The organism is Nonlabens spongiae (assembly GCF_002117125.1).
Classification (GTDB): domain Bacteria; phylum Bacteroidota; class Bacteroidia; order Flavobacteriales; family Flavobacteriaceae; genus Nonlabens; species Nonlabens spongiae.
This window is the reverse complement of sequence record NZ_CP019344.1, coordinates 3,106,435-3,130,252: the sequence shown is the minus strand read 5'-3', so window position 1 is coordinate 3,130,252 and position 23,818 is coordinate 3,106,435. Positions and strand designations below refer to the sequence as shown.

23 protein-coding genes are annotated in these 23,818 nt (G+C 39.8%); 13 read left to right on the top strand and 10 right to left on the bottom strand.

The features are described 5' to 3' along the window. The first annotated feature begins 220 nt into the window (after window positions 1-220). Complete coding sequence (locus BST97_RS14330) at window positions 221-1,135, top strand: hypothetical protein (protein WP_085767883.1); 915 nt, start codon at window positions 221-223, stop codon at window positions 1,133-1,135. A 10-nt stretch (window positions 1,136-1,145) separates the two neighbouring features. On the opposite strand, the gene BST97_RS14325 is transcribed toward BST97_RS14330, so the two are convergent. Further along, complete coding sequence (locus tag BST97_RS14325; RefSeq protein ID WP_085767882.1) at window positions 1,146-3,494, bottom strand: T9SS type B sorting domain-containing protein; 2,349 nt, start codon at window positions 3,492-3,494, stop codon at window positions 1,146-1,148. Window positions 3,495-3,661: 167 nt separating this feature from the next. Between BST97_RS14325 and BST97_RS14320 the strand changes: the two genes are divergently transcribed. From BST97_RS14320 to BST97_RS14310, 3 genes are all read left to right on the top strand, one after another. After that, window positions 3,662-3,883, top strand: coding sequence for a hypothetical protein (locus BST97_RS14320; protein WP_085767881.1), 222 nt, complete (start codon window positions 3,662-3,664; stop codon window positions 3,881-3,883). Window positions 3,884-3,976: 93 nt separating this feature from the next. After that, window positions 3,977-4,579, top strand: a complete 603-nt coding sequence (locus tag BST97_RS14315) for a MarC family protein (protein ID WP_085767880.1) — start codon at window positions 3,977-3,979, stop codon at window positions 4,577-4,579. Continuing rightward, window positions 4,579-4,776 carry a hypothetical protein gene (locus BST97_RS14310; RefSeq protein WP_085767879.1) on the top strand — a complete coding sequence of 66 codons (198 nt, stop codon included), beginning with the start codon at window positions 4,579-4,581 and terminating at the stop codon, window positions 4,774-4,776. The genes BST97_RS14315 and BST97_RS14310 overlap by 1 nt, the downstream gene beginning before the upstream one ends. An 82-nt stretch (window positions 4,777-4,858) precedes the next feature. Here BST97_RS14310 and BST97_RS14305 read toward each other — a convergent pair whose 3' ends face one another. From BST97_RS14305 to BST97_RS14290, 4 genes are all read right to left on the bottom strand, one after another. Then, a complete protein-coding gene (locus BST97_RS14305; protein ID WP_085767878.1) occupies window positions 4,859-5,332 on the bottom strand; it encodes a hypothetical protein in 474 nt (157 codons plus the stop codon). 129 nt (window positions 5,333-5,461) lie between these two features. Beyond that, window positions 5,462-6,811: a magnesium transporter gene (mgtE, locus tag BST97_RS14300; protein ID WP_085767877.1), complete on the bottom strand. Its 1,350-nt coding sequence runs from the start codon at window positions 6,809-6,811 to the stop codon at window positions 5,462-5,464. A gap of 68 nt (window positions 6,812-6,879) precedes the next feature. Beyond that, window positions 6,880-7,722, bottom strand: a complete 843-nt coding sequence (rsmA, locus tag BST97_RS14295) for a 16S rRNA (adenine(1518)-N(6)/adenine(1519)-N(6))-dimethyltransferase RsmA (protein ID WP_085767876.1) — start codon at window positions 7,720-7,722, stop codon at window positions 6,880-6,882. Window positions 7,723-7,733: 11 nt separating this feature from the next. Next, window positions 7,734-9,092: a UDP-N-acetylmuramate--L-alanine ligase gene (locus BST97_RS14290; protein ID WP_085767875.1), complete on the bottom strand. Its 1,359-nt coding sequence runs from the start codon at window positions 9,090-9,092 to the stop codon at window positions 7,734-7,736. 221 nt (window positions 9,093-9,313) lie between these two features. On the opposite strand from BST97_RS14290, the gene BST97_RS14285 reads away from it, so the two are divergent. Then, window positions 9,314-9,724: a glyoxalase gene (locus tag BST97_RS14285; RefSeq protein ID WP_085767874.1), complete on the top strand. Its 411-nt coding sequence runs from the start codon at window positions 9,314-9,316 to the stop codon at window positions 9,722-9,724. A 47-nt stretch (window positions 9,725-9,771) separates the two neighbouring features. Here the strand turns inward: BST97_RS14285 and BST97_RS14280 are convergent, their stop codons facing one another. The 3 genes from BST97_RS14280 to BST97_RS14270 all read right to left on the bottom strand — a co-directional run bounded on the left by BST97_RS14280 (window position 9,772) and on the right by BST97_RS14270 (window position 13,076). Next, complete coding sequence (locus BST97_RS14280) at window positions 9,772-11,115, bottom strand: MFS transporter (RefSeq protein WP_085767873.1); 1,344 nt, start codon at window positions 11,113-11,115, stop codon at window positions 9,772-9,774. A 35-nt stretch (window positions 11,116-11,150) separates the two neighbouring features. Next, on the bottom strand, window positions 11,151-11,774 hold the full coding sequence (locus BST97_RS14275; protein ID WP_085767872.1) for a porin family protein: 624 nt from the start codon (window positions 11,772-11,774) through the stop codon (window positions 11,151-11,153). 156 nt (window positions 11,775-11,930) lie between these two features. Then, a complete protein-coding gene (locus tag BST97_RS14270; RefSeq protein WP_157111772.1) occupies window positions 11,931-13,076 on the bottom strand; it encodes a vWA domain-containing protein in 1,146 nt (381 codons plus the stop codon). A 177-nt stretch (window positions 13,077-13,253) separates the two neighbouring features. On the opposite strand from BST97_RS14270, the gene BST97_RS14265 reads away from it, so the two are divergent. After that, the gene (locus BST97_RS14265) at window positions 13,254-13,790 is read left to right on the top strand and encodes an inorganic diphosphatase (RefSeq protein ID WP_085767870.1); all 537 of its coding nucleotides are present in this window, start codon (window positions 13,254-13,256) and stop codon (window positions 13,788-13,790) included. Window positions 13,791-13,851: 61 nt separating this feature from the next. On the opposite strand, the gene BST97_RS14260 is transcribed toward BST97_RS14265, so the two are convergent. Further along, window positions 13,852-14,709, bottom strand: coding sequence for a phosphatase PAP2 family protein (locus tag BST97_RS14260; RefSeq protein WP_211277439.1), 858 nt, complete (start codon window positions 14,707-14,709; stop codon window positions 13,852-13,854). A gap of 143 nt (window positions 14,710-14,852) precedes the next feature. Here BST97_RS14260 and BST97_RS14255 point away from each other — a divergent pair, with 143 nt between their 5' ends. After that, window positions 14,853-15,539 carry a hypothetical protein gene (locus tag BST97_RS14255; RefSeq protein ID WP_085767869.1) on the top strand — a complete coding sequence of 229 codons (687 nt, stop codon included), beginning with the start codon at window positions 14,853-14,855 and terminating at the stop codon, window positions 15,537-15,539. A gap of 13 nt (window positions 15,540-15,552) precedes the next feature. On the opposite strand, the gene msrA is transcribed toward BST97_RS14255, so the two are convergent. After that, window positions 15,553-16,083, bottom strand: coding sequence for a peptide-methionine (S)-S-oxide reductase MsrA (gene msrA, locus BST97_RS14250; RefSeq protein ID WP_085767868.1), 531 nt, complete (start codon window positions 16,081-16,083; stop codon window positions 15,553-15,555). Between the two features lie 113 nt (window positions 16,084-16,196). Between msrA and BST97_RS14245 the strand changes: the two genes are divergently transcribed. The 6 genes from BST97_RS14245 (at window position 16,197) to BST97_RS14220 (ending at window position 23,816) form a co-directional block, all read left to right on the top strand. Next, window positions 16,197-18,659: a DUF5916 domain-containing protein gene (locus tag BST97_RS14245; RefSeq protein ID WP_085767867.1), complete on the top strand. Its 2,463-nt coding sequence runs from the start codon at window positions 16,197-16,199 to the stop codon at window positions 18,657-18,659. Between the two features lie 50 nt (window positions 18,660-18,709). Continuing rightward, window positions 18,710-19,372, top strand: a complete 663-nt coding sequence (locus BST97_RS14240; RefSeq protein WP_085767866.1) for an ABC transporter ATP-binding protein — start codon at window positions 18,710-18,712, stop codon at window positions 19,370-19,372. A 25-nt stretch (window positions 19,373-19,397) separates the two neighbouring features. Continuing rightward, on the top strand, window positions 19,398-19,805 hold the full coding sequence (locus BST97_RS14235; RefSeq protein WP_085767865.1) for a DUF2721 domain-containing protein: 408 nt from the start codon (window positions 19,398-19,400) through the stop codon (window positions 19,803-19,805). A 38-nt stretch (window positions 19,806-19,843) separates the two neighbouring features. After that, window positions 19,844-20,614, top strand: a complete 771-nt coding sequence (locus BST97_RS14230; protein WP_085767864.1) for a TIGR02757 family protein — start codon at window positions 19,844-19,846, stop codon at window positions 20,612-20,614. A gap of 74 nt (window positions 20,615-20,688) precedes the next feature. After that, window positions 20,689-22,569 carry a BatA domain-containing protein gene (locus BST97_RS14225; RefSeq protein WP_085767863.1) on the top strand — a complete coding sequence of 627 codons (1,881 nt, stop codon included), beginning with the start codon at window positions 20,689-20,691 and terminating at the stop codon, window positions 22,567-22,569. Next, window positions 22,566-23,816, top strand: coding sequence for a dihydroorotase (locus BST97_RS14220; RefSeq protein WP_085767862.1), 1,251 nt, complete (start codon window positions 22,566-22,568; stop codon window positions 23,814-23,816). Before BST97_RS14225 ends, BST97_RS14220 begins: the two co-directional genes overlap by 4 nt. Window positions 23,817-23,818: the final 2 nt, after the last annotated feature.

Below are 23,818 nucleotides of genomic sequence, written 5' to 3'. Positions count from 1 at the left end.
TTTAATCGAAGTGACACTTGAGAAAAGCCAGCTAAAATGTAAAATCATAGTGTTGTCAGTTCGAGTGATTTCGAGGCAACGAGAAATTGTATCGAGAACTTTTTGATATCGAGATCAATTATACTTCTCGACCGCTCCACTAAATTCGTTCTAAGCAACATATTTAACAACTTAACTTTTCGAAAATACAATTTCCAAGCTCATTTCGCATCTTAGCAATATGAAACCATTTTTCACCATTCTAGTAAGTGTAATTTTTCTAGTAGGATGCAGAAACGCAAAAGTTATATCTCAGACCTCGGAAAAATCAGATCAATCCAGTTTGCCTTTCGCATTTGAAAAGATAACCATTCTCAACAAGAAATACACAGAAACCTCAGGCCTAGAATACCTCGACGGTGAAATTATAACCCACAACGATAGTGGGGATCTACCGCGTATTTATTTTCTAGACACTTTAGGCAACGGCATTAGGCAAACCCAATTTAATAAGATGAAAGCTATCGATTGGGAGGATATATGCCGCGACGAGAAGTATCTATACATCGCCGATATAGGAAATAATTATGGAGATCGTAGAGATTTGACTATTTATAAGACTCTACTTGAATCCTTGGGCAATCAAGATGCTGATGTTTCTAAAATGCATATTGAATATCCTGATCAAACAATCTTTGAAAAAAACGAGCAACGTCATCCATACGACGCAGAGTCCCTAGTTTCGGTAGGCGATTATTTGTTTGTATTCTCTAAAGACTGGAAAGAACTTTCAACCGTCGTTTATCGCATCAATAAGAATAGTTCAAAACAACAAGCCGAAAGAATCACCAGCCATCCTATTAAAGGATTAATTACAGGAGCCACTTTTGATCGTCAAGACACCATTGTTTTGTGTGGCTATAGTTCTAATTTGATACCGTTTGTGGTAAAAGTGGTAGATAAGAATGGGGGTTTTGAGTTTGGCGAAAAGTATGAATTACCCCTAAAAAATGGCGCTCAGGTAGAAGCTATAACGTACGCCTACACAGAAAATAACGGTAGACAAGTGTATTACCTCAGCAGTGAGGCAGCTGCCATTCAGTTAGGTGAAGATGAAGCTCAAAGTGATGCTGAGCTTTACAAGATGGTTTGGTAAGTTTATCCTGTTACCGTTTTAAAGTAAAATGCCCCCTATATTCTCTTCCACTTGTAAGTACCGTTCTAAACCAATAATCTGATGCAGGCAGAGGCTGTCCGTTAAGGTTACCATCCCACCCTATTCCGTTAGAATTAATCTCAACAAGAAATTTCCCATAGCGATCAAAGATGAAAATTTGTAAATCTTCATCCGGATTAGGGTTGTTTACATTCCAGATGTCATTGTAACCATCATCATTGGGAGTAAAAAACCCTGGAAAGGTGGATACGTTCACTAGTTGAGAGAGTTCAGCACAATCATATTTGCTTCGTACCAATACCTCATAAACACCTGCCCTAAGATTTTCAAAAATCGGCGAATCTTGAAAAGGCCCGAAATTTACAGCAAATTCATAGTCGTCTTGATCAGGAATTACAACCTCAATTGAATTATTGTTTATAGACCAATTTTCAACAAGCACCTCAAATGAATCCACCAACTCAGGCTCTATAACTTCATATGTCACTTCTGTGTTGCAGCTAATCGTGTTATAGTCATTTATTACCACTGCGGTATAACTTCCAGGCTCGTTGACTTCTATGGATGGTCCTCTGGATCCATTTGACCATTCTATCCTATCAAATGATGAACTTACCGTCAACTGAATGGATTCATCAGGACATAAAGTAATAGGTTCAATCATTCCAGTTTCTGGACTTTGTCTGACTTTAATTTCAAAACTGGTTGTTTGAGTACACTGAGAATCTCCCATAGTGTTTTGAACACGGGCAAAAATCCTCTGCGTAGTCTGAGCCTGAGTATTCATAAATAAATCTGGTTCAATAATAGACAACCCATTATCGAGATCCGATCTATTTTCATAGTATGTAATTCGATGAGCGTTGGGGTCCTGACCGTTTAATATAAATGAGTCATTACTGGTTAAATCAAATAGGGCCAGACCAGAGCCATTGTCATCACAGGCTTCAATATCTGGAGGTGTTGTTGCTGTGGGGGTCGTACCTACAGAAATTGTTCTGCTAAATGTAAAAGTTTGAGAATTGATAAAAACCTCAGCTGTAATAACATAGTTGCCCTCTTGTGAATAGCTATGACTTACATCGACCCCTGTTCCAGTGCTTCCATCCCCAAAATCCCATTCTACTTGTAAAGCATCCCTTTGAGTATTTAAAGAAATTAAAGTGGAATCACCTACACAGACATTTTCCACATTAATGGTAGTAAAAAAATAGGTGGTGATAAACGGTGGGAGACCTTGATTGCTTTGAGTTCCGGGAGCAAGCCTTACAGCGTCTAGTTGAAAATCACATAGCATTCCAACTTCATTCGGATTGTTGATAACGCTTAGACTGGATCTCGCAGAAATCGCACTATATATTCTTCCGTCCGGACCCAGTTGAAGTTGACCGTAAAACAATCCACTTCCAGGTCCTAAGCTTAAATTTAGACTTATAGGTACTTCAGTATTTAGGATTTCCGTTTCTGTAAAGTTCTGTATAGAATATTGGAATAATCCTAAATTGTTATTGTTAAGATATAACAATTTATTATTTGGAGAGAATTCAAATGCATATGCATAATTATTGGGTACCGGTGACGTGGCAAATCTATCAAATGTAATAATTTCAGAAACCCGACCAGTGCTAATATCAAAGTTTCCAAGCTCAAAAATAGCGCTGTTTGCATACCCAATTGCAATTTTACTCCCATTCGGAGAGAGCTTAATACCTCCTATGGCTTCAAGATTATTAGTAGGTGTATGTCCTATAGCACTAACTACAGGATTAGTATCTATTCCAAGATCGGTAATTGAAAACGAATAAAACTCATCATTAAACATGCCGTGAGTCACCACCCAAACATCATTACCGTTTGCTTGGTTAACAGCAGTTATACTTTCTTTAATGGGAGTAATGAGCAATATATTTTTCTCATTAGTCACATCTCCCAAACCATTATTTAAACTCATATCTATAACACTATATCGCAACCCGTTGTCATTGGCTACGTTATCCAAAGTGAAAATGTAGTAAATAGTCGTTGAGTTTGGCAGAGGAACAATTAAGCCAGATTGAGTGGCTGAAGGACTTCCTAACAAATTAGAACCGTTAGGCATCGGTAAATGGTTACGATCCCAAACCGTTATTCCATCTGAATAAAACAACAAATCACCATTCTCATCTGAAATACTTGAGCAACCTTCATTAGTATTTAATTGTCCATCATCTATTGGGACGGGAACTCCACCATTAAAATCAAGGCCAGCATTTTGCCCGAAGTACCAAATGTTAGCTTCATTTTGAGCTAATGATGAAATGGTTTGCAACAGTATGATTAAAAACAAATATCTATTCATAAATCCTTTAAAACAACGAGTTTATTTCTAAAACAGGAACAATGTAATAGTGCAATCGCTCAGGATTTCAATTATACATCTTAGAAAACTAAAAACAACATGTTTCGGACTTTAGTACCTTATTTTTCACATAAAAAATTTAAGAGGTATTTCTATTCCTAGAATACATGAATGAATTAACACTCCAAGTTGCACTATATCGCGATAATCTAATCACGTCAAATTATGAATTACCCATCAAGAACGGTGCTCAAGTAGAAGCTATCCCTTACGCCTACAAAGATAAAAAAGGCAAACAGGTATTTTATCTAAGCAGCGAAGCAGCGGCTATAAAACTGGGTGAAGATGAGGCTCAAAGTGATGCTGAGCTTTACAAAATGGTGTGGTAGGTTAGTCAAGCAATCTTCTTAAATATTTAACCATAATGTAAACATACCTATCCTTAAAATAGAAGTACTTTTGCGCCCTGAAAACCAAGGGTTATGGATTTTTCTGGATTTTATGACTTTTTTGCAGCGATCAGTTTTAAAGAGATCTTTACAGCTACTATGATCTTATTTGCCGTAATAGACATTATAGGCAGCATCCCTATTATAGTTGATTTAAGGCGCAAAGTGGGGCATATTCAGAGTGAGAAAGCTAGTATTGTCGCAGGTATCCTTATGATCGTATTCATGTTTGTAGGTGAGAGCATGCTCAAACTTATCGGTATTGATGTGAATAGTTTTGCCGTGGCAGGTGCATTCATCATTTTTTTCATTGCCCTTGAGATGATTCTAGGAGTGCAACTCTATAAAGATGACGCTCCAGAAACTGCCGCCATCATTCCTATAGCTTTTCCTTTGATTGCTGGAGCAGGAACTTTGACTTCTGTTCTTTCTCTACGTTCAGAATATGCTGCGATCAACATCATCCTGGCTATTATCTTCAACATCGTATTTGTTTTTATTGTGCTGAAAAATTCCGGCCGCATCGAGAAAGTTCTAGGTAAACAAGGTATAGGTGTAGTGAGAAAAATCTTTGGTGTTATCTTGCTAGCGATAGCTGTCAAACTTTTTGCGACTAATATTAAAGAACTATTTTAATGAAGATTGTTTATTACATCATACTTGTATTATCAATTTTGAGCATTGTTTTTAATGCCACAAAATTGAATTTTGCTAATCTCTTAGTTGGAGAAAGTCAGGTCGCAGTGATTAGTATCGTAGCAGCTCTATGTGTAAGTGTCCTTTCTGGAATTATGTTGATCAGTTTGAAGATTAATGAGCAGCAAGAAGGCTGAAGAAGTATAAGATTAAGATTAAGTTTAAGCTTAAAGGTCAATGCTCCCTTAACCCCCTGGAGGCCTCTTTTGCGAAAAATTCTTAATCCATTAAGTTCAACTCGCGGGTATAATCAAACCGTAGATCTTCGTGAAGTGTTGAAATGCGTACTTTGATCAATAACTTTTGACGCTCTATTAAATCCCTCAATACTTTACTACGCAATAATTTTTGATGTTGATCAATCATTTCAGTACAAAAATGCAAGAGTAATTGCACCTCGGTTTCCTTATCTCCAGAGTACCGAATGAACTTTTTAGTCTCTCGCAACACTTTACGCACAGCCTTTTTAGCACGATGCAAATTAGATGTATTGATCGTCTCGAGTGATTGTGAAATATGGGATTTGACACCTTCTATGTAATGCTGCTCATCCTCTGCCTCAAAAAGCAAATAAGTAAGAAGCTCTTTATTCTCCTTTTTAAAACGCGATAGGCGCAGGATGATTTTCACTAGATCTTCTTGACTGCGGTACTCCAGTTCTTTTCTCAGTTCTCTAACTCCGGCTGCCTTCATTTTCTTACAATATTGGAATTCATGAATACTGATTTGTGTTGACTAGACTTTTTAGCTTTAAAGGGATCTTAATCTCTCAGTAATCTTAGATAATTCCGCTTTCGCGAAAGCGCAAGATTCATCCACACTTTAAATGCCTATAATCGTCTTAGCGATCATAAAATAAATCAAAATTCCAAAAATGTCATTGCTGGTCGTTATAAATGGTCCCGTTGCCAAAGCTGGATCAATTCCACGCTTATGCAAAAAAAGTGGTACAAAAGTTCCAATGAGACCCGCAACAATAATTACCGCAAACAAAGATACAGAAATGGCTGAAGCGGTGAGAATCCCACCCTCTGTAATGAACGTGTAGGCAAATAGTAAGATCGCTAGGATAAAGCCATTAAGCATGGCTAGCAGCACCTCTTTCAATAGTCGATTCCCTATACTTCCCTTTAAATCATCATTTGCAATACCCTGAACGATAATAGCACTGGATTGTACACCTACATTGCCCGCCATGGCCGCAATAAGTGGTGTAAACAGAAATAGTATGGCATGCTCTGCAATCATGTGTTCAAACCTCCCCATGATGGCGGCAGCCCCTATTCCACCCACTAGTCCAAGAACGAGCCAGGGTAATCGCGCCTTAGTCAAATCCCAAATACTATCATTTGCCTCAACATCTTGTGATATACCAGAGGCGAGCTGGTAATCTTTTTCTGCCTCTTCAGTAATGAAATCTACTATGTCATCAATGGTTATACGACCTACTAGACGATCCAGTTCATCAACCACTGGAATGGCCTCTAGATCGTATTTACGCATGATACGAGCAACCTCTTCACCCGTGGTATTAACATTTACCTTATCTACTTTAGGTATATAAACTTCTTTAATGGGTGTACTCTCGCTACTGGTAAGTAAATCTTTGAGCGACAACCTCCCTTTTAGTTTATTGCCATTATCGACTACATAAATGGAATGGACACGGGTCACATTTTCAGCTTGTGCGCGCATTTCACTTACACAGCCAGTGACTGTCCAGTTCTCATTGACTTTAACCAATTCTTTTGCCATGAGACCACCTGCGCTGTTCTCATCATAGCGCAACAAGTCCACGATATCCTCGATGTGCTGCTCATCTTCCATCTGGTTGATGACTTCTTGTGCAACGTCATCAGGAAGGTCATTAAGAATATCTGCGGCATCATCAGTATCCATCTCACCTAACTCTCCAGCAATTTCTTTAGGACTGAGTGCATTAAGTACACGGTCTCGCTGATCTTCATCCAGCTCCATAAGAGCTTCAGATGTTTTTTCAGAATCCAGTAACTTAACTAAGAAGACTGCCTGTTCAAGATTGAGCTCGTCTATGATCTCAGCGATATCAGCAAAGTGAAGATCTTGCAAAATAATCGTGAGCTCGGCACGATCCTCGCGCTCAATCAAACCTATTATTTTGTCAAGAAAATCTTCTGATATAGCAAACTGCATGACGACTGGGCTTAGCTACAAATATAGTATTTAGACCTAGGAATTATATTTAAATCAAGAATGATACTTCAGGATAGTTTCTCTATGCGCGCAGCTAACCCAATAAAGTCTTCAACACTAATTTGTTCTGGTCTTAAATCAAAAATTTTGTCTTCCCGCAATCCATCAGGCAGATTAAGCGATTTCAATGAATTACGTAAAGTTTTACGCCTTTGTTGAAAGGCTAGTTTTACAACTCTGCTTAGCGTTTGATAAGAGCAGGGTAGATTGTTGTAGTCTTGCTTTCGCGAAAGCAGTAACACTCCACTATCCACCTTGGGCGGTGGATTAAACACTCCAGGTTTTACGGTGAACAAATATTCAGCGTCATAGTAAGCTTGAGACAAAACAGATAGAATTCCATAGGTTTTTGAACCATGTGGTGCACAAATGCGTTGAGCAACCTCTTTTTGAAACATACCACCGAATTCAATGACCTGGTCTCTATATTCCAGCGCCTTAAAAACAATTTGCGTACTAATATTGTAGGGGAAGTTGCCTATAATCGCAAAACTTCGATCTCCATAGATTTCAGAAAGATCTTCTTTAAGGAAGTCAGCTTCTATCACCTCAAAAGTCTTTGGGCTAACGATCTTGGGATGCTCTAGCCCGAAACTGTGTTTCAAATAAACGACAGACTCACTATCCAGTTCCATCGCAGTGACCTTGATATTTTTGCGCAAAACGTGCTTTGTCAAAACACCTGTACCGGGACCTATTTCAAGTACCTGATCATAACCTTTATAACTCAAACAGTCTGCGATACGCAACGCCACGCCTTCATCTTTGAGGAAATGCTGACCTAGATGTTTCTTTGCCTGAACGCCTTTATCAAACGATTTTTTTGAGTGTTTGTGTTTGTATTTTGACAAATTGCGAGACTTTATTTTGCTATTAAATTTTTGACCTCATCAAAATCAAGACCACCGTAGTTACCGCTGCTCATAAGCAAAACCGTTTTGTTTTCTAGACCTTGCTGAAACAACCAGTTTTTAAATTCTTTAGGATCGGTCATAACGATCAAGTCCGTATGTTGAAAAGCATCTTTTATCTGAGATTCACTTACAGGATCTAGCTTTTTTATCGCTACCGCATCTGGACTGTAAAAAACGACAGCTTCATCAGCTTGGTTTAATGCGCCTTCATATTCTTTTAAAAATTCAGGATTGAGGCTGGAGTACGTGTGCAGTTCCAGACAAGCAATGAGTTTGCGATTTTGATATTGATTTTTGACTGCAGCAGTTGTTGCTTTTACTTTGCTTGGTGAGTGGGCAAAATCCTTAAAGATTACCGTGTCACTGTCATAAGCTATTTTTTCAAGTCTTTTAGACGCTCCTTTGAAACTTGCTATGGCCTCATAAAAATCTTCTTCATCTACTCCCATGTGCTGGCAGATCCACTTTGCACCAGCAAGATTACTCAAATTATGTTTACCAAAAACCTCTACCGGCATTGAGCCTTCAGGTGTTTCTAGATAGGTTATCCCATCTATGATTTCGTGCTCAGGTATAGTATATGGATGTTTTCTCGTGGGTTGGGTGGCATTTTCAGCGATTTCTTTGACAGTGGGATCATCTTCATTATAAACCAGTATACTCCCATTTTTCATCTTATCTACGAAAACTTCAAACTGATACACATAATTTTCCCAGGTAGGGAATACGTTAATATGATCCCAAGCAATTCCGGAAATAAGAGCAATATTAGGCTTGTACAAATGGAATTTAGGACGACGGTCTATAGGACTGGAAAGATATTCATCTCCCTCGAGGATGATAAACTCATTTTCATCAGTTAAGTGAACCATCGTATCAAAGCCTTCCAGTTGGGCACCTACCATATAGTCGACCTCGTGACCGTGATAGTGTAAAACGTGCAGTACCATACTGGTTATAGTGGTCTTGCCGTGAGAACCACCTATGACGACTCTGGTTTTTTCTTTTGATTGCTCGTAAAGGTACTCTGGATAGGAATAGATTTTCAGACCAAGCTCCTGAGCCTTCAACAATTCAGGGTTATCAGGTTTTGCGTGCATACCCAAGATTACCGCATCTAGATCTTCCGTCAACTTTTCTGGAAACCAGCCATATTCTTCAGGCAACAAACCCTGCCGTTCCAGTCTCGATTTACTGGGTTCAAAAATGGTGTCGTCGCTGCCGCTTACTCTATAACCCTTATGATGAAGTGCCAGTGCAAGATTATGCATGGCGCTACCGCCTATCGCGATGAAATGTACGCGCATATTCTGTGTTTAAGATGTAAAAATAGGCAATCAACTAGATTAAGTTTAACAATTAGCTGTAGTATAAATCTAAGTTTAAGTTGAAAACTATATAATGCGTCGACCTCATTGTTGATAATAGCCTTAATAATCGGCTTGCTGTTAACAATCCTGTTAAGAAGCCGTTTCAAGCACGACCCTTATAGACAAAACAGAATTGTAATTTAGACAAAACTGCCGTGATGAAAAATCGAGATGAATACCTAGTAGCTCTAAGACCTGAAATTCCAGGCATGCTCATCCATGAGAAAATGAGTAGTGAGGAGCGCTTTCAAAATCAGACTTTACGACCTATCGTTAAGCTTCAAAACGACTTATTGATCGAAGTTTTCAGAAATTACATCCGCAAGCACAAGAATGTTTTCCATGGTCTTACTGCCCCAAAAAGAATCGACTACATCGAGAATGCGGTAAACCGTGATCAAAAGTTTAGAAACAGCCTTAAAGGCATTATCATAGGTCAATTCACCCTGGCTGAATATGAAACCTACATCCAGAACTCTAGCGCACTTAACAAACGCATGATGAATCTGGTCAGGGAACGGTTGATCAGCAATATTCAACTCCTTGAAAGAAGGACGGTGGAGCTATAAGAGGTTTATTTTGAATACGCTTTCGCGAAAGCGAGACTTAAAACTCGCTATTCAGATTCCTTATTGACTTTTAAAGTAGGAATGGTGGAAAGTATAATTACTCCTATGATGAAGAATACGATCAAAAATAAAATAGGGCCGCGCATGCTTCCCGTGATTTCACCAACTATTGCAAACAACAGCATACCGATGACAATGCCTATTTTTTCTGCAACATCGTAAAAACTGAAGAAGCTGGTCGTATCTGTGGTTTCAGGGAGCATTTTTGAATAAGTACTTCTGGAGAGCGACTGAATGGATCCCATTACCAGCCCTACAAATCCAGCAGTGATGAAAAATTGAATGGGTGTTATCACAAAATAACCGTAAACACAGATCAGCATCCATACTACATTGATAACGATGAGTGTTTTGATATTACCGATCTGCTTAGAAAGCAAGCTTGCCAGCCAGGCTCCTAGAATAGCTACTAATTGAATGAGGAGAATGCTTCCAATAAGGCCAAAAGTCTGGTCAATACCTTCCCAGACCACCTCCTCAGTACCGAAGTACGTAGCTACATACATAACCGTTTGAACCGCCATGCTGTAGATGAAAAAAGCACTTAGGTATTTCTTCATACTCAGGTTTTGCATCAACTGTTTGTAAACTTTACCTAATTCTTTGAAACCGCTGGTCCAAATACTCTTTACTCCCGTACGATCTTTTGAAACTCCCTCAGGTAAGTATGCATAAGTATATTGCGCAAATCCCATCCACCAGATTCCTACTAAAATGAAAGAAAACTGAACAGCGTCTAATTCTAGGATGGGACTATAGGGAAAAAAGCCTTCCTCTGGCCAGATCCCAGACATAATGAGACCCAAGCAAAGAGCAAGCAATAGAACGCTACCTATATATCCCATGGAGAAGCCCAGAGCACTTACACCATCTTGTTGATCTGGGTGTGCTATATCTGGCAGAAATGAATTATAAAAAACCAGACTACCCCAAAAACCAATGAGCGCCAGTACATAAATGACTAAGCTCAAGTATAAATAGTCAAAACTAAAAAAAGCTAGACCTATACAGCTAAAACTACCCAGATAGCAAAAGAGCTTGAGAAATGTTTTCTTTTTCCCACTATAATCTGCCACACCAGAGAGTATAGGCGACAGTATGCTTACAATTATAAAGCCTATCGCAGAGACTATAATTATAATGGACTCATTATTGAAGTCAGCTAGTACATCAGGAACGTTACCATTTTCAAAGGCATCTTTACTTATTGCAGAGTAAAATAATGGGAATATCGCGCTGCTTATAACCAGCGAGTAAACACTATTAGCCCAGTCATAAAATGCCCAGGCATTAATAACCTTTTTAGAACCTTTCTTGAATATTTCAGTCATCTGGATTTATCAGAAAGGTAATTGCATGAAAAAAATTAGAATTGGTATCCTATATCTATTCGGATCACTTTGAAACGCTCAGAAGTATAAATATCTTGGTTTACAAAAATATCTGCAAATCCATAGCTGAATGTACCTTTAATAAATAAACCGAAGCCAGGTAATTTATAGCCAAACCCGGCAGTTCCATCAAATCCAGTATTTACAACATCTTCCAGCGTTCTAAAATCTTGATTCTGGTTCTCAAATATTTTAGGTTCAAAATTGTAACTCAACTGAGGCCCGATGTGGAAACTGAGACTTTTGTTTTTCCCTGGATAAAACTTAAACTGTACCGGTAAGTTGATGGTGTAAGTTCTAAATCTTGCCACAACCCTATCATCAACTATAGGCTGCTCTCCCACTACTGAAAAAAACAGAGAGGCTTCAAACGACCACTTATTTGCAAACGGCATCTCAGCAAGCGCACCTGCGTTATAACCAGAACGCTCTCCCTTGAATCCATCATTCCCGTAATTTTCAAGGAAAGAATAATTCAAACCGTAAAAAATGCTGTATTTGATAGAGTCATCAAAATTAGCATCATCAATATTGTTTTGAGCTTTTGAAAATTGGCTTGCACACAATAGCAACGTAAGACACAAGTAGATTTGCTTCATGATCAAGTTTTAAACTTAATAGACAAATATATAGATTTCATGATCACGGGTTCATTTGTAGGTGAATTTATCGTTCATTTAAAGGTTTATAATCGATTAACCAATAATCTTAGAAGACAATTGACACAACATTACTTCTAATTTCTCAATCAAGCACTATTTGATTCTTCTACGACGATTAGCATCATAGTCTCTAAAGATCATCTCTCCCAGACCTTTGAGACCTGTGTAAAATGCCTTACCCTGATTTGCTTCTGTAAATTCATCCACAAATTGTTGTAGATAGGGATCATTTGCAATCATGAACGTGGTTATAGGAATATGTAATCGCCTTGCTTGAGCAGCCATTGTATAACATTTCTCGACAATGTACTCATCGAGTCCGTTTGAGTTTTTATAATACCGCCCATCTTTAAGTCTAAGACAACTAGGTTTCCCGTCGGTGATCATAAAGATCTGCTTGTTGGTATTACGCTTCCTGCGCAATAGGTCCATCGCCAGCTGCAAGCCTGCTACGGTATTGGTATGATAAGGTCCCACTTTTAAATAAGGTAGATCTGCAATTTGTATAGTCCAAGCATCGTTCCCAAAAACCAAAATATCCAGCGTATCCTTAGGATATCTGGTGGTAATCAATTCTGCGAGAGCCATGGCCACTTTTTTGGCGGGTGTGATGCGATCCTCTCCATATAATATCATGCTATGGGAAATATCGATCATAAGCACCGTACTCATCTGCGCTTTGAAACGTGTGTCTTCTACTACCAGGTCATCTTCAGTAAGGTTGAAGTTCCCCATTCCATGATTGATCTGAGCATTGCGCAAGCTTTCAGTCATTGAAATGCGATCCAGTCCATCTCCAAAACGATAGGATCTAAAATCGCCAGAATGCGCATCGCCCTCACCTAGTTTGCCCGTCTTGTGATTTCCGGCTCCGCTTTTTCTCATGTTACCAAAGATTTGCTCCAGCGCATGTTTTCTAAGCAGCTGCTCCGTCTTTGCGGTAATACTAAACCTACCGCTTTGATCTCCTGATCCATCTCCATCCTGACCTGATTCTGGATCAAACTCCTCCCTTATGTATCCACGTTGTTTGAGATCTTCAATAAAGTCATCGACGGTATAGTCAGGAGTAGTGAGCTTATATTCTTTGTCAAGTTCCCTGAGCCAGTTTATTGCTTCGTCAAAATCCCCTGAAGTATGGGTAATCAGTTCTTTGAAAATATCAAACAACTTATCAAATGGATCCTTTTCCTTTGGATCATAAAACTCAAACCTGAAACCTCTCCGTTCTTGTTGCATCATCGCATAAAATTAATGCTTAAACCTATAGTCTTGAACTTGGGCATACACTTTAACGCCTTCTTTTGAAATCTAAATCAGTAGATATAGTTGGTATAGTAGACTATGATTGTTGTGATTACGCTTTCGCGAAAGCGAAAACCATATTACTTTTGCAGCCCGTTTTAAAAAAATATCATGAAAAAAAATCCATGGCACCATGTGAGTTACGGTGAGAATGCACCGGAAACTGTAACGGCCTGTATAGAGATCCCTAAAAATACTCGTGCGAAATACGAACTAGACAAGGAATCTGGAATGTTGATACTTGATAGAGTGATCTATTCTTCCATGTACTACCCTACAAATTATGGTTTTATACCGCGTACCTACTGTGACGATCAAGATCCACTAGACATTTTAGTTTTATCTCAAATCGAGATTGTTCCCATGTGTCTCGTAGATGCAAAAGTTATAGGTGTTATGCAAATGATGGACGGTGGCGAGATGGATGATAAAATCATCGCGGTAGCTGCAAATGATATGAGCGTAGCGCATTTTAACGATGTGAGCGAGCTCCCAGAATACTGGAAAAAGGAAATGCGCAATTTCTTTGAAGACTATAAAAAACTAGAGAACAAAACTGTGGACGTGGAAGATTTCCAGGGTCGCGACAAGGCCATCGAGATCGTAAACCAAGCGATCGAGGACTATAAAGTTAAGTTCAAAAAATAATCTTTTCAACTACTCAGAACGACCCATACCGTTCTGAGTAGTTTATTTTTGCTTTTTTTCACTAAAAAGTATATCTCACACCTACAGTCGTTAAAGAAAATGATAAATCTAGACTGGATTTTTTTCTGGGACTATCATTATACTTTTCCTTATACTTTTTATCGAGGTAAATGTCTATAGCCTCTACCATAAAGTAACTCATCGCCCAACTCAGAAACACATCGCTCGCCCAGTGAGCATCAGTATAAATACGGCTCAACCCAGGTATGGCACCTACGGCATAAATAGGCGCTTTAACCCACCAACTTTTAAACTGTTTGGCAATAGAATGAGCCTGTGTAAACGATAGCACGGCATGTCCTGATGGGAAGGATCGATAAGCCACACTACCGCCAAAGGGTCTGAAGTGGTTCTTACCGAGTTCAGCTCCTGGCCTCGCTCTTCCCGTGGCAGATTTCAAAAACTGTTGAAAAAATCCAGTTGCGGTCGCAGATGATATCATTAAAACTCCCGTACGCCTTAATTTTTCATTTTTGGTAAATAAGCCAGTAAGATATACTGCTCCCGTTAATCCATAATTATTTTGAGGGCTTCCAGCGTACCAGCCGTAATCTAAAAGTATATTAGGAACATCGTTTTTGTGTTTCTTGAAACTCCTCTCAATATTAGTATCTAGCATGTATAGTCCGTACGTAGCTCCAGCCACAGCACCAAATCTCAAAAAATCATCCCCCTGCCAGTAAAGTGGTCTCGTGTATGCGTAGCCCGTTCCTAGAAAAACGTTTCCCATATCATAGGTGAAATCCTGCCATAGCGTGCGATCTTGATTTTGATCCAAGTCTAGTGAGAAGTGGGTGGTGTTCTGAGACATAGAAACAACCGACATCAGAACAATCAGAATAAAAGATAACTTTCCCATATACAGAGGCGCAAGTTAGCCCTGAAAATTAATTTTAGCGTATCTGAATTTCCTATACTATTCATAAAATGCTGAGGAATAGGTCTGCTCGCTTTGTTAGCAGAGCTTTCGTAAACTTACCTTTGCCATCAAACTGAGTGAAAATGAAGCGATTTTTTAAAATTGTAGGAATACTTTTATTATTGATTTTAGTGGCCATAATCGGCCTGAAAATAGCTTTTAATGAAGACGTACCGGTGGGTACAAAGGGAGAAAAAGCAGTAGCTCTAGCAGATAAACTTCTGGAAGCGCTACATGCTGAACAAATTAAGAATGCAGATAGTATCACTTGGACATTCAGAGGTGTAAATGAATACAACTGGCAACCTCAGAACAATATTGTAAGCGTTAAATGGGAGGACACACGAGTAGTTCTAGATTTAAATTTTCCACAAGAGAGTACAGTGTTCTATAAAGGTAATATTGTAGATTCTGGAGATAAACAAGAATATCTAGACTATGCTTTAAGCAACTTTAATAATGATAGCTTTTGGCTCATAGCCCCTTATAAAGTGAAAGATGCCGGAACTGAACTGGAATTTATTTCAGAAAATGAATTACTAGTGCGCTATACCACTGGAGGAACTACTCCCGGCGATGTCTATGTCTGGAAACTGGATGAGAATTACCTTCCTGAATCCTTCAAGATGTGGGTGCAAATTATACCGCTTGATGGCGTTAAGGCAAATTGGAAAGGCTGGTACGAGACCACTGCCGGCTTTATGCTACCAGAAAAAAGAGAAGTCTATGGTTTAGAAATACCGCTTACTGATGTGAGAGTCTATCCTTAATAATGGATCCCAATTACTCTTGAGCAATTTCTGGAAACTGGGTCATCAACTTTTTGACTTTGGGATCAATAATCACCTGACAGTAGCCTTGACTTCTATGTTTGTTATAGTAGTCGTAATGTTCCTGTTCCGCAGGATAAAAGTCAGTGGCTCTTTTGATTTCTGTCACGATAGGATCTTGAAAAGCGCCGCTCTCACCTAACTTTTGGACAAAACTCTCTGCCTGATTTTGTTGTTCATCATTTAGAGTAAAAATAGCACTGCGGTAATGCGTTCCCACATCATAACCTTGTCGATTGAGGGTAGTAGGATCGTGAGTTGCCATAAAAACCTCCATCAATTGCTGGAAGCTTACTTTTTCCTTATCGTACAGAACCTCAACCGCCTCGGCATGTCCGGTGCGTCCTTGCACAACTTCTCTGTAGGGTGGGTTCTTGATATTCCCTCCACAAAAACCAGAAGTTACTTTCTCGACACCTTTTACACGTTGAAACACAGCTTCTGTACACCAGAAACATCCGCCTGCAAAAATCGCTCTCTCCATCTTCTTTTTAAGCGCAAGTTAGTTCAGCGTTTTGTGAAGTTCTTTTTCTTAACACGCATTTAGACAAAAAGCTTTGTTAACCAAATTAGTTTTACAAAATTCTCAGTTTAAGAATGAATCGACAGTTATTTTCCTTTTTATTAGTACTTTTTAATATCGCTTTCGCGAAAGCGAACCTACAACAAGAAGACAGCACACTATTAATAAAACGTAAGGTATACTCAGCAACAAGAGTCGCTACAAGTCCTGTAATTGATGGTAAACCTTTTGAAGCATTCTGGAACAAGATACCGGTCGCCAAAAACTTTGTCATGCGTGAACCTCGCAACGGTGAACCGGAACGAGACACTCATAAAACCAAAGTAAAAATTGCCTACGATGATAACGCTCTTTATGTCGCAGGTTATATGTATGATAATGAGCCGGAGCGCATTTTAAGACAGTTCTCCCAACGTGACAACGTCTTTGTACAGGCAGATCTCTTTGAATTCCATATCAACACCTACAACAATCAGATCAATCAGACCCGTTTCTTTGCTACTTCTGGAAATGCCCTAGGTGATGCTATCGTAGAGGGTGACCGCCAAGATTTTAGTTTCAATGTAGTATTCCTTTCAGAATCAACCATAGATGAAAACGGCTGGTATGTTGAGATGGAAATCCCTTATAGAACTTTGAGGTTCCCGGAAAATGAAGTTCAGGACTGGAGTTTTCAAGTAGTACGTAGGATACGTCACCTCAACGAAGATTATTCCTACAATTTTATAGACATCACTACGGGAAATCAAACGCAGTACGATGCACTGCTTACTGGTGTTGAAAATATTGATCCACCACTTCGTTTAAACCTTTATCCTTTTAGCCAGGTAGTTTATAATGTATTTGACGGTGAAGAAGAACTCACATTTTCAGCTGGAATGGACTTGAAATATGGGATAAGTGACGCATTTACCCTTGATGCGACACTGATCCCTGACTTTGGGCAGGTAGCTTTTGATCGAGTTGAATTGAATTTAGGTCCATTTGAGCAAACTTTTGGGGAGAACCGCGCATTTTTTATAGAGGGTGCAGACCTTTTTAGTAAGGGAGATATTTTCTTCTCACGCCGTATAGGCCAGACTCCCACCGGTGCGGGACGTATCGAAACGCTGGATAATGAAGACATTATAGACAATCCTTCTACAGCCAATTTACTCAACGCTTTGAAATTTACAGGAAGAACTGACGGAGGCCTAGGAATAGGTGTCCTAAATGCAATCACAGAACGCACAGAAGCCACCATAAGAAATTCTGAAAGTGGAGCTACTAGAAATGTACTCACTGAACCATTGACAAACTATAACATGCTGGTACTAGATCAGCAGTACGGTAACAACTCGTCTATCGCCTTATCAAATGCGAGCACATTGCGCAACGGTTCTTTTACTGATGCAAATGTCACTGCACTCGAACTTAATCATAATAATAAAAAGGCCAGTGATAATTATCGAGGTCTTTTGCAAATGAGCAACCGTTTCACCCCAGACGGTACAGAAACTGGTTATGCCGGCGAGGCTCAATGGCGCAGAACAACTGGTAAGTGGCGACCACGTTTAGGCGCATTCTGGGTGGGTGATTCTTATAATCCGAATGATTTAGGGCGTCAATTCCAGACTAATTATCTTACTCTGGCATCTGATTTGAGTTATTTGCAACAAACCCAGCAAGGCATCTTCAATTACTATGAAATTGAGCTAAGGGTGAGACACCGCCGTGCGTTAACACCTAGTTTTCACACTGGATCAGACATCACGCTGAACCCATTTTTTGCGACAGTGGAACGATTTAGTTTTGGTGGAGATTTTCAATATAATACAGAGCAAAAAGATCAGTTTGAATCACGCATCCCAGGACAAGTCGTGCGCTACGCGCCCAGTTATTATATGGGAGGCTTCATCTCTAGTGACTATAGGAAAAAATTTGCTATCGATGCCCGTGCTGGCTACTTCTCACGTATCGACGATCCTGAAACAAGTTATGACTATCGCTTGTCACCTAGGTATCGATTCAGTGATGAGTTTTTATTAGTCTATACTTATCAGTGGCGTAAAAACAATAATCGTCTGAGTTACGTCACCAGGACTGATGATGGGAGTAACAGCATACTCAGCTTGAGAAACACTCATACAGTAGAGAATCGCATCAGTGGAACCTACAATTTCAATAACAGACATGCGCTGAGCCTTTCGTTTAGGAACAATTGGTCTAGGGCAAATTTCAGTCGTGAATTTGAGGAGCTCACAAATGATGGTACTACCACAGAAAGTGATTTTGCTCTACAGGACGATGAAAATCCAGATGCAAATTTCAATGTCTGGAATCTAGATTTCTCTTACCGCTGGAGGTTTGCACCGGGAAGTGAAGCGACTTTTTTATATCGCAACGCTGCAAACAACTTTGATAAACAAGGGCAGATTAGTTACGTAGACAGTGTGAGCAACTTGTTTGACAACCCCATACGCCATAATTTCTCGTTACGCATCACCTACTTTCTCGATGTGAATCAGGCGAGATCATGGTTCAGCAGTAATTCTTAAAAACTCGGCAATACTGTTTAACGCAAATGGATTAGTGGTACATTTGACTTATGATTATTGCAAGAAATGTCTTTAAATCTTTTGATGAACTTCAGGTTCTCAAAGGTGTAGACCTAGAGATAAAAAAGGGTGAAGTTGTAAGCATCGTAGGAAGCTCTGGCGCCGGTAAAACCACTTTACTACATATTTTAGGAACACTCGAACAAGCCGATAAAAATCCAAATACAGTCCTCAACATCAATGGGACAGATATCAATAAATTGAATCAGAAACAACTCAGCCGTTTCAGAAATGAATCACTGGGTTTTATTTTTCAGTTTCATCAATTGTTACCAGAATTTACCGCGCTTGAAAACGTTTGTATCCCGGCATTTATCAAAGGAACTAAAAAACAAGAAGCGGAAAAACGCGCCAAAGAGCTGCTTGAGATCTTGAGCCTATCCCACAGACATAACCACAAACCCGGCGAACTTTCAGGAGGTGAGCAACAGCGAGTAGCCGTGGCTAGATCTTTAATTAACAACCCCAGCGTGATCTATGCAGATGAGCCCACGGGAAATCTCGATAGCAATACCGCAGATGACCTGCACAACCTCATCTTTAAACTCAGAGAAGAATTTAATCAAACCTTTGTTATTGTAACCCACAATCACGAGCTGGCAGAGCTGGCAGATCGCAAGCTTACCATGGTAGATGGACTAATAGTAAACTGAATAAATTCAGATTTAAAATCAAGGTATGAAAGAACTAACCCTCACCACTCCTACCCTACTTTTCTCAGCCATTTCTCTGATCATGCTTGCTTATACCAATAGGTTTCTTGCTTACGCTTCTGTAATCAGGAATCTACACGGTAGGTACAAAGAAAACCACGATCCGACTTTGCTGAGACAGATTCAGAATTTGAGGTCCCGACTGGACTTGACGCGCTACATGCAAATTTTTGGTATTTCCAGTCTCCTGTTGTGCGTACTAACCATGTTTTTGATCTACATCGAGCAGCAAGAAGCCTCCATTTATATTTTTGGTATTGCACTTTTGTTATTGATCATTTCACTCGCTTTGCTCATTAAAGAAATTCAAATATCGACCAAAGCGCTAGGCTATCATATCAGTGATATTGAGGAGCATTTGAAGAAGAAATGATCGGCATGGGAATTGTTCAGTAATGCAAAAATGATCTCTTGAAAAAAGCCGAACTCAAGGAATTTCTCGACGCAAAGGTGCTGCAGTACAACGTGCCAGACTTTATCCCCCATGATCCCATTCAGATCCCGCACCTATTTACCAGCAAGGAAGATATTGAGATCTCGGGCTTTTTGATCGCCACGATTTCTTGGGGCAACCGCAAATCCATCATCAACAACGCCCACAAATGGATGGAACTCATGGATCACGCACCGGCAGACTTCATCAAGAACCACGAGCCTACAGATCTGGATCGGTTTGAAGGCTTTGTGCACCGCACGTTCAACGCTCAGGATTGTCGAACTTTTATGCGAGCCCTACAAAACATTTATAAGAACCATGCTGGTCTGGAGTCCGCTTTCGCGAAAGCGTACCATTCAAACAACAGCGACCTACAGGCAGGCATCTCGAGTTTTAAACAGCTGTTCTTTGAAATTGATCACGAGAAACGCACGCAGAAACACGTGAGCGATCCGCTGAAGGGGAGCAGCGCAAAACGCATCAACATGTTTTTGCGATGGATGGTGAGGAAAGATCTTGCGGGTGTGGATTTTGGGATTTGGGACAGCATCCCGGCTTCAGCGCTTTCTTTACCGCTGGATGTACATACCGGTAACATCGCGCGTAAATTGAAGTTGCTCAAACGCAAACAAAACGACGCAAAGGCCGTCGCTGAACTGGACAAGCAACTGCGGAAAATGGATCCTGAAGATCCCGTAAAATATGATTTTGCACTTTTCGGATTAGGTGCATTTAGAGAGTTGTAATGATCGTTGAAGATACGTCTGTCATCTTGTTTAGGCTGGCGAACTCTACTATCTTTGGCAAAGTGATCTTTTGAATGGTTTTTAAACACCCGCACCTACTTTACGGATTATTCTTTCTGATCGTACCGATTATAGTTCACCTTTTTCAGTTACGTAGGTTTAAAAAAAGAGAGTTTACTAATGTTGCCTTCCTCAAACCGCTCATCAGCCAAACCCGAAAGAGCCGCCAGCTCAAAAAATGGCTATCCCTTCTCGCGCGATTATTAGTCGTCACTTGTCTGGTTCTTGCATTTGCGCAACCTTTCCTGCCTGCAGAAGATCAAAATAGCGAGCAAACAGAGACTATCATTTATCTTGACAATAGCTTCTCGATGCAGACCCAGGGCAGCGAGGGAACTTTGCTCAACGTCGCAGTGACCGATCTGCTATCATCGCTAGACGCAGATCGAGAAGTCACAGTTTTCACAAACGATCAAGTTTTTAGGTATGAGACGAGACAAAGCCTGACCAATCAGATTTTGAAATTAGGTCATACCAGTGAATCTTACAGCTTATCCCAAGTGAAGCTCAAAGCCGGAACTTTGGCAAACAGTGATGCCGTGCGTTTGATCCTATTGAGCGATTTTCAGCGATTGAATGGCGCGGTAGCTGACTCAACCTTCACCGGTGATCTCAAAATGGTTCGTTATGTGCCGCAGGAGACTAACAACTTAAGTATCGATAGTGTTTTTGTAAAAAAGCGTGTCAATAGTTCTGTTCAACTGGGAGTGACTATTTCTTCAAATTATGACCTTGAGCAACCGGTAACTGTTTCATTGTTCAACAAAAATCTATTGCTGGCTAAGACGAGCGTGACTTTAGAAGATCAAGAAGGTGAAGCTGTTTTTGACGTAGAAGCTGATGAAGGTCTTAACGCTAAAGTGAGCATAACTGACAACGGACTCAAATTTGACAATGAATTTTACCTGGCTTATGATACTTCCAGTCAGATCAAAGTCCTATCCATAAACGGTGCAGAAAGCGGTTTTATAAATAGAATTTTTAAAGGCCGACCATTTGAATATGCCGCCTATCGATTGAAAGACCTGAATTACAACCTGATCAAGGATCAGAATCTAGTAGTTTTAAATGAATTGGAAACCATACCGGCATCTTTGAAACGTGAGCTCAACGCTTTTACTTCAAATGGCGGTAAGATTATTTTTATTCCAAACGAAAATGGTGTCACAGGTGGACTGACCCGTAATTTTCAAATGGTTGAATTAGAAAAAAACATCACTCGTATCAATTACGACCATCCCGTCATGAGCGATGTTTTCAATAAAAGGGTAAGTAATTTTCAATATCCCAGCGTTCAAAAATCGGCAAGGGTCAGTGCGGGTAATGCGATCCTAGAATATGCAGACGGCAGCGAGTTTCTATATGAAGCCGGCAATACATTTGTCTTTACCGCACCGCTAAATGTTGAAAATACAAACTTTCAAAGTTCGCCACTCATCGTACCTGTCTTTTATAATATGGCTATGAGTAGTTTGCCACTTCCCAAACTGTACTTTCAAACAGGAGTTCCATCAGAAATTGCGATACCCTATTCCATAAAAGATGATGGTGTGGTAAAATTTAAACTTGATAATAACGAGCTGATTCCTAGACAGCGCAGCTACCCTAATTACGTGCAGATCAACACTGAAGATGATATCCTAGATGACGGAGTTATTGAGGTAATACATGAAGAAAACACGGTCTCACAGCTCGCATTCAACTATCCTAGGTCTGAAAATGAGCTGAGGTACCTCTCAGACAATCAACTAGGCGGAAATACAGCAAACAACCTAGAAGAAGTCTTTACTGAAATTGCAGCCAGTGAAGAGGTGACTACGCTCTGGCGCTGGTTTCTGTATGGAGCATTATTTTTCTTAATTTGTGAAATCCTGATTTTAAAATACCTGAAATGATCCTTCTCAAAAATGCACACATCGTTGATTCCGCATCTGATCATCATAATAGCAAAAAAGACATTTTAATAGATCAGGGAATCATTAAAGAAATCGGCAATAATTTATCTGCTGAGGATGCTCAAATCATAGAGCATGAGAATCTACATGTGAGTATAGGCTGGATAGACAGCAGTGTGAGTTTTGGAGCGCCGGGTCATGAAGAGCGTCAGTCTATAAAAAATGGATTGGCGACAGCCTCAAAAAGCGGATTTACCAGCATTTTGCTTAATGCAAATAACCAGCCCAACCCAGAGAATGCCGCTGGAATTAGATCTTTAAAAAGTCTATATAAAAACAAACTGGTTGATGTTCATCCATTAGGCAGCCTTACCTTAAATCAAGATGGAGAACATCTCGCAGAACTGTTTGATATGCATGAGGCGGGTTGTGCAGGTTTCTACGATTTCAAAAAGAGCATCTTAAACGCAAATTTGCTTAAGATTGCGCTTCAATACACAAAAAGCTTCGATGGAATTGTACATTCCTATCCTGTACATAATGCTATTGCGGGTCAGGGAATGGTAAATGAAGATTCTACGACCATACATTTGGGTATCAAATCGCAACCTGCTCTGGCGGAATCGTTACAAGTGGCACGTGATATTGAAATCGCTCGTTATACAAACGCGCATCTTCACATACCTACCATCAGTACGATTGAGTCGCTAGAACTTATTAGAAATGCAAAAGCTCAAGGATTAAAAATCACTTGCTCGATCTCTGCACATCATTTGGTATTAGACAGTTCAGCATTAGAAGACTTCAACACTAATTATAAGTTGCTGCCGCCGTTGAGAAGTAAAAAATCTGTTTCAAAATTCAAGGATTTTATTTCAGATGGCACGATTGATATGGTTACGAGCGACCACATACCGCTCAATATTGAGCATAAAGATGTGGAGTTTGACCAAGCTACTGCGGGTAGCATAGGTTTAGAAAGCGTTTTTGGACTGAGTAATGAAAAGCTAGGTTTAGAAAAAACGATCGATTTGCTCACCAGCGCATACAGCGTTTATGGAATCGCACGTTCAGAAATAAGAGAAAACAGCAAGGCGGTCATAACCTTATTTGATCCAGAAACCAATTATAAGTTTGAGAAAAAGAACATTCTTTCTGAGTCTAAAAATGCGGCGGCTATAGGACTTCAGTGTAAAGGAAAAGTTCTGGGAACGATAAATGGCAAGGCTTCACAATTCAATTTTTAATC

Coding starts and splice junctions, on each gene's coding strand:
- BST97_RS14310 (WP_085767879.1), top strand. CDS start 4,579: ATGAAGATTGTTTATTACATCATACTTGTATTATCAATTTTGAGCATT.
- BST97_RS14305 (WP_085767878.1), bottom strand. CDS start 5,332: ATGAAGGCAGCCGGAGTTAGAGAACTGAGAAAAGAACTGGAGTACCGC.
- BST97_RS14265 (WP_085767870.1), top strand. CDS start 13,254: ATGAAAAAAAATCCATGGCACCATGTGAGTTACGGTGAGAATGCACCG.
- msrA (WP_085767868.1), bottom strand. CDS start 16,083: ATGGAGAGAGCGATTTTTGCAGGCGGATGTTTCTGGTGTACAGAAGCT.
- BST97_RS14220 (WP_085767862.1), top strand. CDS start 22,566: ATGATCCTTCTCAAAAATGCACACATCGTTGATTCCGCATCTGATCAT.
- BST97_RS14235 (WP_085767865.1), top strand. CDS start 19,398: ATGAAAGAACTAACCCTCACCACTCCTACCCTACTTTTCTCAGCCATT.
- BST97_RS14240 (WP_085767866.1), top strand. CDS start 18,710: ATGATTATTGCAAGAAATGTCTTTAAATCTTTTGATGAACTTCAGGTT.
- BST97_RS14330 (WP_085767883.1), top strand. CDS start 221: ATGAAACCATTTTTCACCATTCTAGTAAGTGTAATTTTTCTAGTAGGA.
- mgtE (WP_085767877.1), bottom strand. CDS start 6,811: ATGCAGTTTGCTATATCAGAAGATTTTCTTGACAAAATAATAGGTTTG.
- BST97_RS14245 (WP_085767867.1), top strand. CDS start 16,197: ATGAATCGACAGTTATTTTCCTTTTTATTAGTACTTTTTAATATCGCT.
- BST97_RS14275 (WP_085767872.1), bottom strand. CDS start 11,774: ATGAAGCAAATCTACTTGTGTCTTACGTTGCTATTGTGTGCAAGCCAA.
- BST97_RS14225 (WP_085767863.1), top strand. CDS start 20,689: ATGGTTTTTAAACACCCGCACCTACTTTACGGATTATTCTTTCTGATC.
- BST97_RS14280 (WP_085767873.1), bottom strand. CDS start 11,115: ATGACTGAAATATTCAAGAAAGGTTCTAAAAAGGTTATTAATGCCTGG.
- BST97_RS14320 (WP_085767881.1), top strand. CDS start 3,662: ATGAATGAATTAACACTCCAAGTTGCACTATATCGCGATAATCTAATC.
- BST97_RS14290 (WP_085767875.1), bottom strand. CDS start 9,092: ATGCGCGTACATTTCATCGCGATAGGCGGTAGCGCCATGCATAATCTT.
- BST97_RS14270 (WP_157111772.1), bottom strand. CDS start 13,076: ATGCAACAAGAACGGAGAGGTTTCAGGTTTGAGTTTTATGATCCAAAG.
- BST97_RS14260 (WP_211277439.1), bottom strand. CDS start 14,709: ATGGGAAAGTTATCTTTTATTCTGATTGTTCTGATGTCGGTTGTTTCT.
- BST97_RS14315 (WP_085767880.1), top strand. CDS start 3,977: ATGGATTTTTCTGGATTTTATGACTTTTTTGCAGCGATCAGTTTTAAA.
- BST97_RS14325 (WP_085767882.1), bottom strand. CDS start 3,494: ATGAATAGATATTTGTTTTTAATCATACTGTTGCAAACCATTTCATCA.
- BST97_RS14255 (WP_085767869.1), top strand. CDS start 14,853: ATGAAGCGATTTTTTAAAATTGTAGGAATACTTTTATTATTGATTTTA.
- BST97_RS14285 (WP_085767874.1), top strand. CDS start 9,314: ATGAAAAATCGAGATGAATACCTAGTAGCTCTAAGACCTGAAATTCCA.